15 protein-coding genes are annotated in these 15,111 nt (G+C 75.6%); 8 read left to right on the forward strand and 7 right to left on the reverse strand.

Translation table 11 applies throughout. The features are described from left to right. Window positions 1-48: 48 nt before the first annotated feature. Genes BMW62_RS18185 through BMW62_RS23280 form a run of 3 tightly spaced genes read left to right on the forward strand, consistent with a single transcriptional unit; the run spans window position 49 to window position 1,489 of the window. On the forward strand, window positions 49-819 hold the full coding sequence (locus BMW62_RS18185) for a crotonase/enoyl-CoA hydratase family protein (protein ID WP_091933877.1): 771 nt from the start codon (window positions 49-51) through the stop codon (window positions 817-819). 46 nt (window positions 820-865) lie between these two features. Further along, window positions 866-1,219 carry a GDSL-type esterase/lipase family protein gene (locus BMW62_RS23275; RefSeq protein ID WP_244524143.1) on the forward strand — a complete coding sequence of 118 codons (354 nt, stop codon included), beginning with the start codon at window positions 866-868 and terminating at the stop codon, window positions 1,217-1,219. Further along, complete coding sequence (locus BMW62_RS23280) at window positions 1,220-1,489, forward strand: SGNH/GDSL hydrolase family protein (protein ID WP_244524144.1); 270 nt, start codon at window positions 1,220-1,222, stop codon at window positions 1,487-1,489. A 3-nt stretch (window positions 1,490-1,492) separates the two neighbouring features. Here BMW62_RS23280 and BMW62_RS18195 read toward each other — a convergent pair whose 3' ends face one another. The 4 genes from BMW62_RS18195 to BMW62_RS18210 all read right to left on the reverse strand — a co-directional run bounded on the left by BMW62_RS18195 (window position 1,493) and on the right by BMW62_RS18210 (window position 6,532). Continuing rightward, window positions 1,493-2,659, reverse strand: coding sequence for a cation:proton antiporter (locus BMW62_RS18195; protein ID WP_091933879.1), 1,167 nt, complete (start codon window positions 2,657-2,659; stop codon window positions 1,493-1,495). 7 nt (window positions 2,660-2,666) lie between these two features. Next, window positions 2,667-3,152: a cation:proton antiporter regulatory subunit gene (locus tag BMW62_RS18200; protein WP_091934038.1), complete on the reverse strand. Its 486-nt coding sequence runs from the start codon at window positions 3,150-3,152 to the stop codon at window positions 2,667-2,669. Window positions 3,153-3,177: 25 nt separating this feature from the next. Beyond that, window positions 3,178-6,024 (reverse strand): FAD-binding and (Fe-S)-binding domain-containing protein, encoded by a 2,847-nt coding sequence (locus BMW62_RS18205; protein ID WP_091933882.1) that lies wholly within the window; start codon window positions 6,022-6,024, stop codon window positions 3,178-3,180. A gap of 106 nt (window positions 6,025-6,130) precedes the next feature. Next, a complete protein-coding gene (locus BMW62_RS18210; protein ID WP_091933884.1) occupies window positions 6,131-6,532 on the reverse strand; it encodes a cupin domain-containing protein in 402 nt (133 codons plus the stop codon). Between the two features lie 375 nt (window positions 6,533-6,907). On the opposite strand from BMW62_RS18210, the gene BMW62_RS18215 reads away from it, so the two are divergent. From BMW62_RS18215 to BMW62_RS22780, 5 genes are all read left to right on the forward strand, one after another. Next, window positions 6,908-8,239, forward strand: coding sequence for an MFS transporter (locus BMW62_RS18215; RefSeq protein WP_244524145.1), 1,332 nt, complete (start codon window positions 6,908-6,910; stop codon window positions 8,237-8,239). Between the two features lie 75 nt (window positions 8,240-8,314). Then, a complete protein-coding gene (locus BMW62_RS18220; protein ID WP_091934044.1) occupies window positions 8,315-9,868 on the forward strand; it encodes a gluconokinase in 1,554 nt (517 codons plus the stop codon). Between the two features lie 15 nt (window positions 9,869-9,883). Further along, the gene (locus tag BMW62_RS18225) at window positions 9,884-11,344 is read left to right on the forward strand and encodes a GntP family permease (protein WP_091933886.1); all 1,461 of its coding nucleotides are present in this window, start codon (window positions 9,884-9,886) and stop codon (window positions 11,342-11,344) included. A 57-nt stretch (window positions 11,345-11,401) separates the two neighbouring features. Then, the gene (locus tag BMW62_RS18230; RefSeq protein ID WP_091933889.1) at window positions 11,402-12,976 is read left to right on the forward strand and encodes an FMN-binding glutamate synthase family protein; all 1,575 of its coding nucleotides are present in this window, start codon (window positions 11,402-11,404) and stop codon (window positions 12,974-12,976) included. A 139-nt stretch (window positions 12,977-13,115) separates the two neighbouring features. Then, entirely contained in the window at window positions 13,116-13,292 is a 177-nt protein-coding gene (locus BMW62_RS22780) for a hypothetical protein (protein WP_170852458.1), read from the forward strand. Window positions 13,293-13,337: 45 nt separating this feature from the next. On the opposite strand, the gene BMW62_RS23285 is transcribed toward BMW62_RS22780, so the two are convergent. The 3 genes from BMW62_RS23285 to BMW62_RS18240 all read right to left on the reverse strand — a co-directional run bounded on the left by BMW62_RS23285 (window position 13,338) and on the right by BMW62_RS18240 (window position 15,096). Then, the gene (locus tag BMW62_RS23285; RefSeq protein ID WP_348271472.1) at window positions 13,338-13,718 is read right to left on the reverse strand and encodes an NAD(P)H-dependent oxidoreductase; all 381 of its coding nucleotides are present in this window, start codon (window positions 13,716-13,718) and stop codon (window positions 13,338-13,340) included. Between the two features lie 81 nt (window positions 13,719-13,799). After that, complete coding sequence (locus BMW62_RS23290) at window positions 13,800-13,952, reverse strand: NADPH-dependent FMN reductase family protein (protein ID WP_244524146.1); 153 nt, start codon at window positions 13,950-13,952, stop codon at window positions 13,800-13,802. Window positions 13,953-13,983: 31 nt separating this feature from the next. Further along, complete coding sequence (locus tag BMW62_RS18240; RefSeq protein WP_091934046.1) at window positions 13,984-15,096, reverse strand: LLM class flavin-dependent oxidoreductase; 1,113 nt, start codon at window positions 15,094-15,096, stop codon at window positions 13,984-13,986. Window positions 15,097-15,111 lie beyond the last annotated feature (15 nt).

Here is a 15,111-nt window from a genome sequence, read left to right on the forward strand (position 1 = left end):
ACCGGCTGTCCGGCCCCGCGCCGTTCCCCCCACCGCCGAGGAGGCGTCATGGTCGACGACGACAAGGTCCTGGTGGAGCGCCGCGGCGCCGTCCAGGTCATCACCATCAACCGGCCGTCGGCGCGCAACGCCCTCGACGGCGCCGTCGCCCGGGCGGTCGCGGCCGCGGTGGACGAGCTCGATGCCGACGGCGACCTACGGGCCGGGGTGCTCACCGGCGCGGGTGGCACCTTCTCGTCCGGGATGGACCTCAAGGCCTTCCTCCGCGGCGAGAGCCCGTCCATCGAGGGCCGGGGCCTGTGCGGCATCACCCGCACGCCGCCGCGCAAGCCCCTCGTCGCCGCCGTCGAGGGCTGGGCGCTGGCCGGCGGCTTCGAGCTGGTCCTCGCCTGCGACCTCGTCGTCGCCGGCCGCGGCGCCCGGTTCGGCGTGCCGGAGGTGAAGCGCTCGCTGGTCGCCGCCGGCGGGGCCGCGCTGCTCCTGCCGCAGCGGGTGCCGCGTGCGGTCGCGCTCGAGCTGCTGCTGACCGGGGAGCCGGTGGACGCCGAGCGCGCGGCGGCCGTCGGGCTGGTCAACCGGGTGGTCGACGACGGCGGCGCGCTGGACGCCGCGGTGGCGCTCGCCGAGGTGATCGCCGCGAACGGCCCGCTGGCGGTGGCCGCCACCAAGCGGGTCGTCCTCGAGGCGCCCTCGTGGCCGGCGGAGGAGGCGTGGGAGCGGCAGGAGCAGGTCGTCCGCCCGGTGTTCGGCTCCGAGGACGCCCGCGAGGGCTCCACCGCGTTCGCCGAACGCCGCCCGCCGGTGTGGCGCGGCCGCTGACCCGCCGCAGCGGCATACCGGGGCGGTCCCCGTCGTTCTCGCCGACGTGGACCGCTCCGCTCTGCGCCTGCTCGTGCTCGGTGACTCGCTCGGCTCCGGCACCGGTGCCGCCCGGCCCGCCGACGCCCTCGGCCCGCGGCTGGCCCGGGCGCTGGGCGAGGACGGGTTCGACGTCGACCTGCACGTCCTCGCCGTCCCCGGCGCCGCCTCCGCCGGGCTGGCCGACCAGGTGCGCCGCGCGCTGCCGCTCTCGGCCGACCTGGCCGTCGTCGTCATCGGTGCCAACGACCTGGCCCGGTTCGTGCCGGCCGAGCAGGCCGCGACGGCGCTCGCGGCCGCGGTGACCGCGCTGCGGGCCGCCGGCACCGACGTCGTCGTGGTCCCGGCGCCGGACATGTAGATGGTGCCCTTCGTCCCGCCGGCGCTGCGGGCGCTGGTCCGGGGCGCCTGCACGGTGCTCCAGCAGCGGCAGTCGGACGTGGCCCTCACCGGGGGCGCCACGGTCGCGCCGGTGGCGGCGGAGGTGGCGCGCGCCTTCTCGGCCGACCCGGCGCTGTTCTCCGCCGACCGCTTCCACCCGTCCTCGGCCGGCTACGCGCGCATCGCCGAGGTGCTCGTGCCCTTCGTGCTGGCCGCGGCCCGCGCCCGGCGGGACGACGCCGCGGCCTGACGCTCAGACCGGCGCCGGGGAGCGCACCAGCCGGGCGGACAACGGCTCGACGAAGCGGGTCAGCACCGGTCCGGTCACCGCGAGCACCAGCACGTACCCGGTGGCCACGGGGCCGACGGCCGGGATGCCGGCGGTGACCGCCAGCCCGGCGATCACGATCGAGAACTCACCGCGGGCGACCAGGGCCGTGCCGGCGCGCAACCGGCCGGGGACCGCGACGCCGTCCCGCGCCGCGGCGAACCAGCCGGTGCCGACCTTCGTGAGCGTGGTGACGGCGGCCAGCGCGAGCGCCGCGGGGAGCACCGGCAGGATCGCCCCCGGGTCGGTGGCCAGGCCGAAGGCGACGAAGAAGGTGGCGGCGAACAGGTCGCGGAGCGGGCCGAGGATGGCCCGGGCGCGTTCGGCGAAGGACGCCGGCAGCGCCAGCCCGACGAGGAACGCGCCGACCGCCGCCGACGCCCCCATCGCCTGAGCCGCGCCGGCGACCAGCAGCGTCAGCCCGATCAGCCGGAGCATCACCTGCTCGTCGTCGTCGTGGGAGAGCAGCCGGCCCAGCCGGTGGCCGTGCCGCTGCGCCGCCAGCAGCACCAGCAGCACCGCTCCCACGGCGAGCCCGACGCCGGCGACGGCGGACATCGGGCCCTGGCCGGCGAGGGCGACCACGAGCAGGGGGAGGAACAGGGCCATCGCGAGGTCCTCGAGGACCAGCACCGAGAGCACCGCCGGGGTCTCCCGGTTGGCCAGACGTCCCAGGTCGCCGAGCAGCCGCGCGATGATCCCGGACGACGAGATGTAGGTGACCCCGCCCAGCGCCAGCGCCCCCTGCCACGGCAGCCCGAGGAGCAGCCCGGCGACGAAGCCGGGCGGGCCGTTGAGGACGAGGTCCACGAGCCCGGACGGCGCGTGCCGGCGGAAGGACGCGAACAGCTCGGTGGCGGAGAACTCCAGGCCGAGGGTGAGCAGCAGCAGGACGACGCCGATCTCCGCGGCCGCCGCCAGGAACGGGGCCGCGTTCTCCACCGGCACCAGGCCGCCCTCGCCGAGCGCCAGGGCGGCCAGCAGGATGAACGGGATGGGGGAGAGCCCCAGCCGCCGGGCCAGCAGCCCCAGCGCCGAGAGGCCGAGGAAGAGCAGCCCCAGCTCGAGCAGCAGGGCGGCGACGTGGTCCACCGCGGACCTAGGCCTGGCCCGCGAGCCGCCGGTCCAGCTGCTCCAGCCCGGCCGCCGACCCGATGGCGACCAGCACGTCGCCGGCGGACAGCGGGTCGCCGGGCGAGGGGGAGGGGACGACGTCGGCGCCGCGGACGATCGCGACCACCGAGCAGCCGGTGAGCGTGCGTGCCCGGGTGTCGCCCAGCGTCCGGCCCGCGAACGGGGAGCCCGGCCGCACGGTGATCCGCCCGGACTCCAGCCCCGGCACCTCGCGGGAGAGGTCGGCGAACCGCTGGGTCAGCCGGGGCGCGCCCAGCACCTCGGCGACGGCGTCGACCTCCTCCGGGTCCAGCCGGAAGGTCTCCCGCGCCCGGTCGGGATCGCGCCGGTCGAACACCGCGATCTCCGCTCCGCCCTCGCGCTGCACGACGATCCCCAGCAGCTGGCCCGACCGGGTGCGCAGCTGGTACCGGACGCCGACACCGGGCAGCAGGGTCTCCTCGAGCTCCACGTCCGGCATCGTCGCAGACCCGCGCTCAGCCCAGCCGGTCCGCCAGCAGCTCGGCGAGGTGCTGCCCGCGCCGGCCGGCCAGCTGGTCGAGCTGGGTGCGGCAGGAGAAGCCGTCGGCCAGGACGACGGCGTCGTCGGAGAGGTCGCGGACGGCGGGCAGCAGCTGCTGCTCGGCGACGGCGACCGACACGTCGTGGTGCCCCCGCTCGACGCCCCAGTTGCCGGCGAGCCCGCAGCAGCCGCCGAGCCGGGTGACGGAGGCGCCGGCCTGCTGGAGGAGCCGGGCGTCGGCCGACCAGCCCAGCACCGACGCGTGGTGGCAGTGCGGCTGCGCGACGATCTCCAGCCCCTCCAGCGACGGCGGCGTCCAGTCCGGGGTGTCGCGGAGCAGCTCGGCGAGGGTCCGGGTCGCCGCCGCCACCTGCTCGGCCTCCGGTCCGCCGACGAGCTCCAGCGCGTCGCTGCGCAGCACCGCGGTGCACGAGGGCTCGATGCCGACGACCGGCACGCCGGCGGCCGCGAGCGGGGCGAGGGTGCGCACGGTGTCGCCGAGGATGCGCCGGGCGGCGTCGAGCTGGCCGGTGGTGATCCAGGTGAGCCCGCAGCAGGTGTCGGCGCCGGGCACCTCCACGCGGTAGCCGGCGGCCTCCAGCACCCGCGCGGCGGCGTGCGCGACCTCGGGGGCGAAGTGGTCGGTGAACGAGTCGACCCACAGCGCGACCCGCGGCCCCTCGCCGGTCCCGGCGCGCTGCGCCCACTGCTGCCGGAAGGTGCGCGGGGCGAACGCCGGCACCGGGCGCCGCTGGTCGATGCCCGCCCCCCACTTGGCCACCGAGCCCACGAGCGCGGAGCCGAGCATCGCGTTGACCAGGCGCGGGGCCCGGGCCACCAGGTCGGACCAGAACGGCAGCCGGCCCAGCGTGTAGTGGGAGCGGGGCCGCAGCCGGCGCCGGTAGGACTGGTGCAGCACCTCGGCCTTGTAGGAGGCCATGTCCACGCCGGTGGGGCAGTCCGAGGAGCACCCCTTGCAGGACAGGCACAGGTCCAGCGCCTCGTGCACCTCCGGCGCGCGCCAGTCGCGCACCGGGCCGCCGGGCGCGAGCATCTCCTGCAGCACCCGGGCGCGGCCGCGGGTGGTGTCCTTCTCCTCCCGCGTGGCCGGCCAGGACGGGCACATGACGGCACCGGTGGACTGCAGGTCGGCCCGGCACTTGCCCACGCCGGTGCAGCGGTGCACCGCGGCGGAGAAGTCGCCGCCATCGTGCCGGTAGGCCAGCGCCAGGCCCTCCTTCAGCGACGGGGCGGCGGCGATGCGGACGTCCTCGTCGAGCGGTGCCGGGCGCACCAGGACACCGGGGTTCAGCACGTCGGCGGGGTCGAACACCGCCTTGACGCGGGCGAAGAGGTCCAGCGCGGCGGGGGAGTACATGTGCGGCAGCAGCTCGCTGCGCGCCCGCCCGTCGCCGTGCTCGCCGGACAGCGAACCGCCGTAGCCGGCGACCAGCCGGGCAGCGTCCTCGACGAACGACCGGTAGGTCGACCGGCCGCGGTCGGGCCCCTCCCCGAACGGGAAGTCGATGCGCACGTGCACGCAGCCGTCGCCGAAGTGGCCGTAGGGCACGCCCTGCAGCCCGTGGCCGTCGAGCAGCGCCTCGAACCCGTGCAGGTACTCCCCGAGCCGCTCCACCGGGACGGCAGCGTCCTCCCAGCCGGCGTGCGCCGGCCGGCCGTCGGAGGTGCGGTTGGCCAGCCCCGCGCCGTCCTCGCGGATCCGCCAGATCGCCGCGGCGTGCGCCGCGTCGGTGACGACGAGGGAGTCCAGCGCGCCGGCGTCGGCCAGCACCCCCTGCGCCTTGCCCTGGACCTCGGCCACGGTGTCCCCGGTGAGCTCCACGATCAGCCAGCCGTCGCCGCGCGGCAGCTCGGGGACGACGGCGGCGGGCACGTCGCGCAGCCGCTGCACGATCCGCTGGTCGAGCCCCTCGACCGCGGTGGGCTCGTGGGGGAGCAGGCCGGGGGTGGCGTCGGCGGCGTCGGCCATGCTCGGGTAGCCCAGCACCACCAGGCCGCGGACGGGGGCGTCGGCGACCAGCCGGACGGTGGCCCCGAGGACGACGGCGAGCGTCCCCTCGCTGCCGACCAGCGCCCGGGCCACGTCGAAGCCGCGCTCGGGCAGCAGGTGCTCCAGCGAGTAGCCCGACACCTGCCGGCCGAAGGTGCCGAGCTCGGTGCGCACGGTCGCGAGGTGCCCGGCGACGAGCCGGTGCAGGTCCTCGAGCACGCCCGGCGCGGGCTCGGTGCCCGGGCCCAGCCGCAGGCGCGTGCCGGTGCCGGTGACGACGTCCAGGCCCACGACGTTGTCCGACGTCCGGCCGTAGCCCAGCGCCCGGGACCCGCAGGCGTTGTTGCCGATCATCCCGCCGATCGTGCAGCGGTTGTGCGTGCTGGGGTCCGGGCCGAACCGCAGGCCGTGCGGGCGCGCGGCGGTCTGCAGCGCGGCCTGGACCACGCCGGGGTCCACCGTCGCCGTCCGCGCCTCCGGGTCGATCGCGTGCACCCGGGAGAGGTGGCGGCTGGTGTCCAGCACCACGCCGGTGCCCACGGCGTTGCCCGCGATCGACGTGCCCGCGCCGCGAGCGGTCAGCGGCACACCGAGCGTGCGGCACACCTCCAGCGCCGCGACGATCTCGTCGGGGTGGCGCGGCCGGACCACGGCCTGGGGGAGGACGCGGTACAGCGACGCGTCGGAGGAGTACAGGGCGCGGGCCAGCCCCGAGTCGTCGACGTCCCCGATGCCGGTGCGGCGCAGCGCGGCCACCACCGCCCGGCCGTCGTCGGTGCGCGTCGTCGTGTCCGCGGCCGGTGCGCTCATGCTGCCGAGTCTGGCTCGCCCGTCCCGGACCGGCGCGCCCGGCCCCCGGGACGGCCGGGGCCGGGCACCCGCGGGTGCCCGGCCACGCCGGTGGTCGTGCGTCCGGTCAGGACGTCGGCGGCTCGTCCTGCCCCGACTCCTCGGCCTCGTCGGCCTCCTCCTTGGTCTTGTGCACCGCACCGTCGGCGTGCTCCGGCGGGCCGTAGACCGTGTACAGCACCAGCGGGTTCTCGCCGGTGTTGAGGAAGTTGTGCTTCGTGCCGGCGGGGACGACGACCAGGTCGCCCTGCGCCACGTTCTTCTCGCTGCCGGAGACGACGGCCTTCCCGACGCCGCTGACGAAGGTGAGGATCTGGTCGATGTCCTCGTGCGTCTCCTCGCCGATCTCACCACCCGGCGGGATGGTCATGATGACCAGCTGGGTGTTCTTCCCGGTCCAGAGGACCCGGCGGAAGTCGGGGCTCTTCTCGGCCTCGGTCGCGATCGTGTAGTGGATGACGGACGCCATGGACGGCGCTCCTCTCGTCTCGGGGACGGACGGCTGCGGCCGGCCGGGAGTGGGTCGCCGGCCGGCGATGGCCTGCTCCTGCCCTGACCGGGCCGGGAGTAGTCGTCCCGGGCAGCGGTGCCGATCACCCCCCGGGGGGCGGCACCATCCCGCCGGCGGTCATCGCGGGCGCGGCCCGGGCGCGGCGGCCTGGTACGCCTTCCCGGCATGCAGTCGGCCGGCGCGCGCAGGATCCGCCCGCGGCGGTGCCCGTCGTCCACGGCCGGGCCGTCGGTGAGGTCCGCCAGCGCGTCCACCGGCCGGGATGCCGACCGTGGGTGAGGGAACTCACCGACCGGCGGGGAAGGTGGCGGCCGCTCGTGGTGTCCTCCTCAGGTGACCTCCGTCGACCGTGCCCGCCCGTCGGGTCGCGCCTACGCGATGTGGGCCGTGGGCCTGCTGGCGTACGCGGTCGCCGTCTTCCACCGCTCGTCGCTGGGCGTCGCCGCCGTGGACGCGCAGGAGCGGTTCTCCGCCGGCGCCTCCGCGGTGTCGCTGTTCCTCGTGCTGCAGCTGGCCGTCTACGCCGGCCTCCAGGTGCCGGTCGGTGTCGCGCTGGACCGCTTCGGGTCCCGCCGGATGATCTTCGCCGGCGCGGTGACCATGGCGGCCGGGCAGCTGGTGCTCTCGCTGGCGGGTGACGTGCCCACCGCGGTCGCCGCGCGCGTGCTCGTCGGCGCGGGCGACGCGATGACGTTCATCAGCGTGCTCCGGGTCGTCTCCTTCTGGTTCCCCGGGTCGGCCGCGCCGCTGATCACCCAGCTCACCGGCATCCTCGGGCAGGTCGGCTCGATCGTCGCGGCCTACCCGCTGGTCACCCTGCTGCACACCACCTCCTGGACGGCGACCTTCCTGGGGGCGGCGGCCACCGGCGCCCTCGTCGCGCTGCTGGTGCTCCTCGCGTTGCGGGACGCGCCCGACGGCACCACCCGCCCGGCCGTGCCGGACCTGGCCCAGCTGCGCCGGGGGCTCGCCGACACCTGGGCCGAGCCCGGCACCCGCATCGGCCTCTACACCCACCTGGTCACCCAGTTCTCGGGCACGGTGTTCGCGCTGCTGTGGGGCTACCCCTTCCTGGTGGTCGGCCAGGGGCTCTCGCCGGGCATCGCGGCGGCCCTGCTCACGCTGCTGGTGCTGGTCGGCATGGGCGTGGGCCCGGCGCTGGGCCGGCTCTGCGCCCGGTGGCCGCTGCGCCGCTCGGTCCTGGTCTTCGGCATCCTCGCGGCGACGGCGAGCGCCTGGACCCTCGTGCTCCTGTGGCCCGGCCGTGCCCCGCTGCCGCTGCTCGTGCTGCTGGTCGTCGTCCTGGGCACCAACGGGCCCGGGTCGATGATCGGCTTCGACTACGCCCGCACCGAGAACCCGGTGGAGCGGCAGGGCAGCGCGAGCGGCGTGGTCAACGTCGGCGGCTTCGTGGCCTCGCTGCTGACCATCCTGGCCGTCGGGGCGGTGCTGGACCTGCTCACCCCGGGCGCCTCGACCGCCTACGACCTGGACGCCTTCCGGGCCGCGTTCTCCGTCCAGTACCTGTTCTGGGCGATCGGGCTGGCCGGGGTGGTGCGGCACCGCAAGCAGCTCCGCGCCCGGCTGGCCCGGGACGGCGTGGTGCTGCAGCCCCTGCACGTCGCGGTCCGGCAGCGGCTGCGCGGGGGCCCCTCGGCCGGCTGACCGGAACGGCCTGTTGCCGCTCCGCTCGTGCACGGGCACGATGCGGCCAGCGGACGAGCCGGTGAGGGGGTGCCCGTGGACGTCGTGGTCGGGCTGGACTCGGGCACCACGGCGACGAAGGCGGTCACCGCGGGCACCGACGGCCGCGTCCGCGACGTCGCCAGCGTGGCCTACCCGCTGCTCGTCCCCGCCCCCGGTCGCGCCGAGCTCGACGCCGGGCGGCTGACCGCGGCCGCCGTCGAGGCGCTGGGGGAGGTCGCCGCCCTGGCCCGCGACCGCGGTGACACCGTCGTCGCCGTCTCGCTCAGCGCGGCGATGCACGGCCTGGTGCCCATGGACGACGAGGGCAGCCCGCTGGGGCCGGTGGTGACCTGGGCCGACGACCGCGCCGCGCAGTGGGCCCAGGCGCTGGTGGCCGACGGTCGCGCCGCCGACCTGCACGCCCGCACCGGCACCCCGGTGCACGCGATGTCGCCGCTGGTGAAGCTCTCGTGGGAACGCGCGGAGGACGCCACGCGGGTGGCCGGCGTGCCCCGCTGGGGCGGGGTCAAGGAGCTGGTGGTGGCCGCCCTCTGCGGCGGCCGGCACGTGCTCGACCGGTCCTGCGCGTCGGCCACCGGCCTCTACGACATCCGCGGCGGGCGCTGGGACGAGGAGGCGATGAGCATCGCCGGCGTGCGCCCCGGGCAGCTGGGCGAGGTGCTGCCGACGACGGCGGTGCTGCCCGGCCTGCGGTCGGAGGTGGCCGCCGCCACCGGCCTGCCACCCGATCTGCCCGTGGTGGTCGGCGCCTCCGACGGGGTGCTGGCCAACCTGGGCGTCGGCGCCGTGCGCTCGGACGTCGCGGCCGTGTCGCTGGGCACCAGCGGGGCGATGCGCGTCGTCGTCCCGCGCCCGACGGTGGACCCGGGCCGCCGGCTCTTCTGCTACGCGCTCACCGACGACGCCTGGGTCGTCGGCGGGGCGATCAACAACGGCGGCTCCGTGGTGCGCTGGGCCGCCCAGGCGCTCGCCGCCGGCCCCGAGGGCTCGGCGGGTCCCGAGGGCGAGGCCGCCGACGATCTCGACGCCCGACTGCTCGAGGAGGCCGCGGCGGTGCCGGTCGGCAGCTCCGGGCTGCTGTGCCTGCCCTACCTGCTCGGCGAGCGGGCGCCCTGGTGGCGGTCGGGGATGCGGGGGGCCTACCTGGGGCTGCGCCGCGAGCACCGCCGCCCGCACCTGGTGCGCGCCGCCGTCGAGGGGGTGTGCCAGCAGCTGGCGCTGGTGCGCGACGCCTTCGCCGCGACGGACGTGCCGGTGCGCGAGGTGCGCGCCACCGGCGGTGCGGTGGCCTCCCCGCTGTGGATCCGCACGCTCGCCTCCGCCCTGGACCTGCCGGTGCGGGTGGCCGACTCCCCGGAGGGCACCGGGCTCGGCGCCTGCCTGCTCGGCTGGCACGCCCTCGGCGCGCTGCCCGACCTCACCGCGGCCACCGCGCTGGTCGCCGTCCACGAGCCGGTGCGGCCCGACCCGCACGCCGTGGACGTCTACCGGCAGCTGCGCCCCCTCGTCGACCGGTCCACCACGGCCCTGGCCGACGTCCTCACCGCCCTCGACGCGCTGGACGACGCACCGCCACCACCCACCTGATCCTGCGGAGGACCCATGACCGACGTCGAACCGGCACTCAGCGCCGGCCCGTTGCTGCTGATCGCCGCGGCCGCGGTCGCGGTCCTGCTCTTCCTGATCATGAAGGTGAAGCTGCACGCCTTCCTGGCGCTGGTCCTGGTCAGCTTCCTGGTGGCGCTCGCCGCCCGGGTGCCGCTCGACGACGTGGTGACCACCATGACCACCGGCTTCGGCTCGACGCTGGCCAGCGTCGCGCTGCTGGTGGGCATCGGGGCGATGCTCGGGCGGCTGTTCGAGCACAGCGGCGGCGCGCAGGTGCTGGCCGACAGCCTGATCCAGCGCTTCGGCGAGCAGCGGGCGCCGCTGGCCCTGGGCGTCGCGGCGCTGCTGTTCGGCTTCCCGATCTTCTTCGACGCCGGCCTGGTCGTCTTCCTGCCGATCGTGTTCAGCGTGGCCCGCCGGCTGGGGAGCTCGCTGCTCACCTACGGGCTGCCGGTGGCCGGCGCCTTCGCCGTCATGCACGCGTTCGTGCCCCCGCACCCGGGGCCGGTCGCCGCGGCCGAGCTGGTGGGCGCCGACATCGGCCTGGTGCTGGTGTTCGGCCTGCTGATCGGCGTCCCGACGTGGTTCCTCGGCAGCTACCTGTTCGGGCTCTGGGCCGGCAAGAAGTTCGTGCTGCCCGTCCCGAACATCCTGGCCGACGAGGCGAAGGCCGCCGACAACGCACCCGACCCCTCGGTCGAGGGCAGCTCCCCGGGCATCGCCGCCACCGGTCCCGACCGGGTGGCGACGGCGACCCGGCCGGCGCCCCCGAGCTTCGGCACGGTGGTCTCGCTGCTGCTCCTGCCGATGGTGCTGATCTTCCTCAACACCGGGCTGACGACGCTCGCGACCAACGGCACCGTGGACGAGGAGTCGCTGGTGGTCCGCTGGGGGCAGGTGATCGGGGCGACCCCGATCGCGCTGCTCCTCACGGTGCTGGTGGCCATGTGGGTGCTCGGGCGCCGCCGGGGCGACAGCGGCGCCGAGGTGGAGTCGGTGCTCAACAGCGCCCTGGGGCCGGTCTGCGCGATCATCCTGATCACCGGCGCCGGCGGCATGTTCGGCGGCGTGCTGCGGGCCAGCGGCATCGGTGCGGCGCTGGCCGACGTCCTGGGTGACATCGGCCTGCCGGTCATCGTGGCGGCGTTCGTCATCGCCGCCCTGATCCGCGTGGCGCAGGGCTCTGCCACGGTGGCCCTGACGACGGCGGCCGGCCTGATCGCCCCCGTGGTGGAGGCCAGCGAGGGCCTCAGCACGGTGGACCTCGCGCTGGTCGTCATCGCCATCGCCGGCGGCGCCACGGTGCTCTCGCACGTCAACGACTCGGGCTTCTGGCTGGTGAGCCGGTTCTTCCAGATGGACGAGAAGACGACGCTGAAGACCTGGACGGTGATGGAGACGCTGCTGGGCACGATCGGCTTCCTCCTGGCCCTGGTGCTCAGCCTCTTCCTCTGACGGCGGCCGGCGGGGGGCACCTCCTGCGCCGGGCTCCCGGGCGCGCCATAGTGGGGCATGCCGCTCCTCCCACGTGCCGCGGCCGCCGGCCTCGGCGCGCTCGCCGCCGTCGCCGTCCGTGACCTGCTGCAGCGGGAGCACACGCTGCTGCGCAACTACCCGCTGGTGGGGCACGCCCGCTACCTGCTGGAGTCGATCGGGCCGGAGCTGCGCCAGTACCTGGTCGCCGGCAACAACGAGGAGCGCCCGTTCACCCGCGACCAGCGGCGCTGGGTCTACGCCTCGAGCAAGCGGGCCAACAACTACTTCGCCTTCGGCACCGACAACGACCTGGAGTTCACCGCCGGCTACCCGGTGATCAACCACCGCACCTTCGGGCCGGCCGTGCCGGCGACCGACGTGCACGCGGGGCAGGACGTCGACCTGCCCTGCGCCAAGGTGCTCGGGGCCGCCCGCGGGCGGGCCGCCGCCTTCCGGCCGCCGTCGGTGGTGAACATCAGCGCGATGAGCTTCGGCTCCCTGTCGGCGCAGGCGGTGGAGGCGCTCAACCGGGGGGCGGCGCTGGCCGGCTGCCTGCACAACACGGGGGAGGGGGGCATCTCCCGGCACCACCGCCACGGCGGCGACCTGGTCTTCCAGATCGGCACCGCGTACTTCGGCTGCCGCGACGAGCACGGCCGCTTCGACCTGGACCGGCTGAAGGACCTCGTCGCCGGTACGCCGGTGCGGGCGCTGGAGATCAAGCTCAGCCAGGGCGCGAAGCCAGGCCTCGGCGGCGTGCTCCCCGCGGCCAAGGTGTCGGCGGAGATCGCGGCGGCGCGCGGGGTGCCCGAGGGGGTGGACTGCATCAGCCCCTCGCGGCACGCCGAGTTCTCCGACGCCGACAGCCTGCTGGACTGGGTGGAGCTGCTGGCCGCCGAGACCGGCCTGCCGGTCGGCATCAAGTCCGCCGTCGGGGACATGGCGTTCTGGGAGGAGCTGACCGACCTGATGGCGGCCGGCGACCGCGGGGTCGACTTCGTGACCGTCGACGGCGGGGAGGGCGGCACCGGCGCCGCACCGCTGATCTTCACCGACTCGGTGTCGCTGCCGTTCCAGCTCGGGTTCGCCCGGGTCCACGCGACGTTCGCGCGCAAGGGGCTGGCCGAGGCCGTGGTGTTCGTCGGCGCCGGCAAGCTCGGGCTGCCCGACAACGCGGTGGTGGCCTTCGCGCTGGGCTGCGACATGGTGAACGTGGGCCGGGAGGCGATGCTCGCGATCGGCTGCATCCAGGCGCAGAAGTGCCACACCGACACCTGCCCGACCGGGGTGGCGACCCAGAACGCATGGCTCACCCGCGGGCTGGACCCGGAGCTGAAGTCGGTGCGCGCGGCCAACTACATCAGCACCCTGCGCCGCGACCTGGTGAAGGTGTCCGAGGCGTGCGGCGTCGCGCACCCCGGCCTCATCGACACCGGGTCGGTGGAGGTGCTCACCGGGCGCACCACGTCCTCGCCGCTGCGCGAGGTGTACGGCTACGAGCCGGAGTGGGGCCTGCCCTCGCCCGCGGACCGGGCCGCGATCACCGCGCTCATGACGGGGGAGGCGCCCGAGGGCGGCAGCGCGCCGCCGTCGCCGGACGCCGTCGGCTGATTCGCCGGACTCCTCGGGACCGTATTACGGATCCGTAAATGTGGGTGCGGGGCGGGGATGAGGCGAAGGGGTCGCGGACACAGGTCCCGTGGCACCACCCCGTTGCCGGTTGCGGCCGGCCGACCCGGAGGAGAACCCCATGAGCCGTACCGCTCTGCCCAACCGTCGCTGGCGCTCGGCGGCCGCCGGGGTCGCCATCGCGGCGGCTTCGTTCACCATGGCCGCCTGCGGTGGTGAGGAGCCGCTCGACGAGGGCGGCATCGTGGAGGAGGAAGGCGGCGGCGAGGAGGGCGTCCTCGAGGAGGAAGAGGACTGACCCGCCGCCGGCCGGTGCCGTGCGGGCACGGCACCGGCCGGCACCTCAGCTCCCGCGGAGCAGGTCCTCGAAGGAGGTCGCGGGGTCGGCGAACGGATCGGCCGGGGCGGCCGGGGGGCGGCCGGCCACCAGGTCGGCGAGCTCGACGGCCGCGCGGCGCACCCGGCCGGTCAGCCCCGGCGTCGCGGTGTCCCCACCCGCCCAGTCCTCCGGGGCGGCGAAGACGGCCGTGGGGACCACCGTCGCGCGCAGGTGGGCGAACAGCGGCCGCATGGCGTGCTCCAGCGCCAGCGAGTGCCGGGCGGTGCCGGCGGTGGCCCCCAGGAGCACCGGCTTCCCGGTCAGCGCGTCCCTCTCCAGGACGTCGATGAAGGTCGTGAACGGCCCGCTGTAGGACGCCGAGATGATCGGCGTGACGGCGATCAGCCCGTCCGCAACGGACTGGAACGGCCTTCCTGCCGGGTCCCGCCGCGAGCGGAGCGAGGAGTGGGGGGCAGGGAGGTCCTCCTACTGCCGCAACTCGACGACCTCGACGGTGACCGCGACGCCGCGCTCGCGCAGCGCCCCGACCGTCGCCGTCGTGAGCCGGTCGGCCAGCAGCCGGGTGGACGACGGCGTCGACAGCCCGGCGCTGACCACCGCGAGGGTGTGGGTCCTCATCGGACCTCCACCTCGTCCCGCACCCGGCCGGTCACGTCGTCGGCGGGGCGTGCACCGTGCGGTCCGCAGCGCCGCCGGCGGCGGCGACCCGCGAGGCGTGGGTCGGCGCGTCGGGGACGTGCGCGGGCTTGAGCGCGGCGAACTCGCGGCGCAGCACCGGGACGACCTCCTCGCCCAGGATGTCCAGCTGCTCGAGGACGGTCTTCAGCGGCAGCCCGGCGTGGTCGATGAGGAACAGCTGGCGCTGGTAGTCGCCGACGTAGTCGCGGAAGCCCAGCGTCCGCTCGATCACCTGCTGCGGGCTGCCCACGGTCAGCGGGGTCTCCCGGCTGAAGTCCTCCAGCGAGGGGCCGTGGCCGTAGACGGGGGCGTTGTCGAAGTACGGCCGGAACTCGGCGACGGCGTCCTGGCTGTTCTTCCGCATGAACACCTGCCCGCCGAGCCCGACGATCGCCTGGTCGGCGGCGCCGTGGCCGTAGTGCTCGTACCGGCGGCGGTAGAACTCGACCATCTTCTGCGTGTGCTCCGGCGGCCAGAAGATGTGGTTGTGGAAGAAGCCGTCGCCGTAGTACGCGGCCTGCTCGGCGATCTGCGGGGAGCGGATCGAGCCGTGCCACACGAACGGCGGGACGCCGTCGAGCGGGCGGGGCGTGGAGGTGAAACCCTGCAGGGGCGTGCGGAACCGGCCGGACCAGTCGACGACGTCCTCGGTCCAGAGCCGGCGCAGCAGCGCGTAGTTCTCCACCGCCAGTTCGATGCCGTTGCGGATGTCCTGCCCGAACCACGGGTAGACCGGGCCGGTGTTGCCGCGGCCCATCATCAGGTCCACCCGGCCGTCGGCCAGGTGCTGCAGCATCGCGTAGTCCTCGGCGATCTTCACCGGGTCGTTGGTGGTGATCAACGTCGTCGAGGTCGACAGCTGGAGCTTCGAGGTCCGCGCCGCGATCCAGGCCAGCGTCGTCGTGGGGGAGGAGGAGAAGAACGGCGGGTTGTGGTGCTCGCCCAGGGCGAAGACGTCGAGCCCCACCTCCTCGGCCTTCTGTGCGATCGCCAGCACCGCCTTCAGCCGCTCGGCCTCGGTGGGGGTGCGGCCGGTCGTGGGGTCGGTGGTGATGTCGCTGACGGTGAAGACGCCGAACTGCATCTCGAGCTCCAAATC

The organism is Blastococcus sp. DSM 46786 (assembly GCF_900109665.1).
In the GTDB taxonomy this organism is placed as follows: domain Bacteria; phylum Actinomycetota; class Actinomycetes; order Mycobacteriales; family Geodermatophilaceae; genus Blastococcus; species Blastococcus carthaginiensis.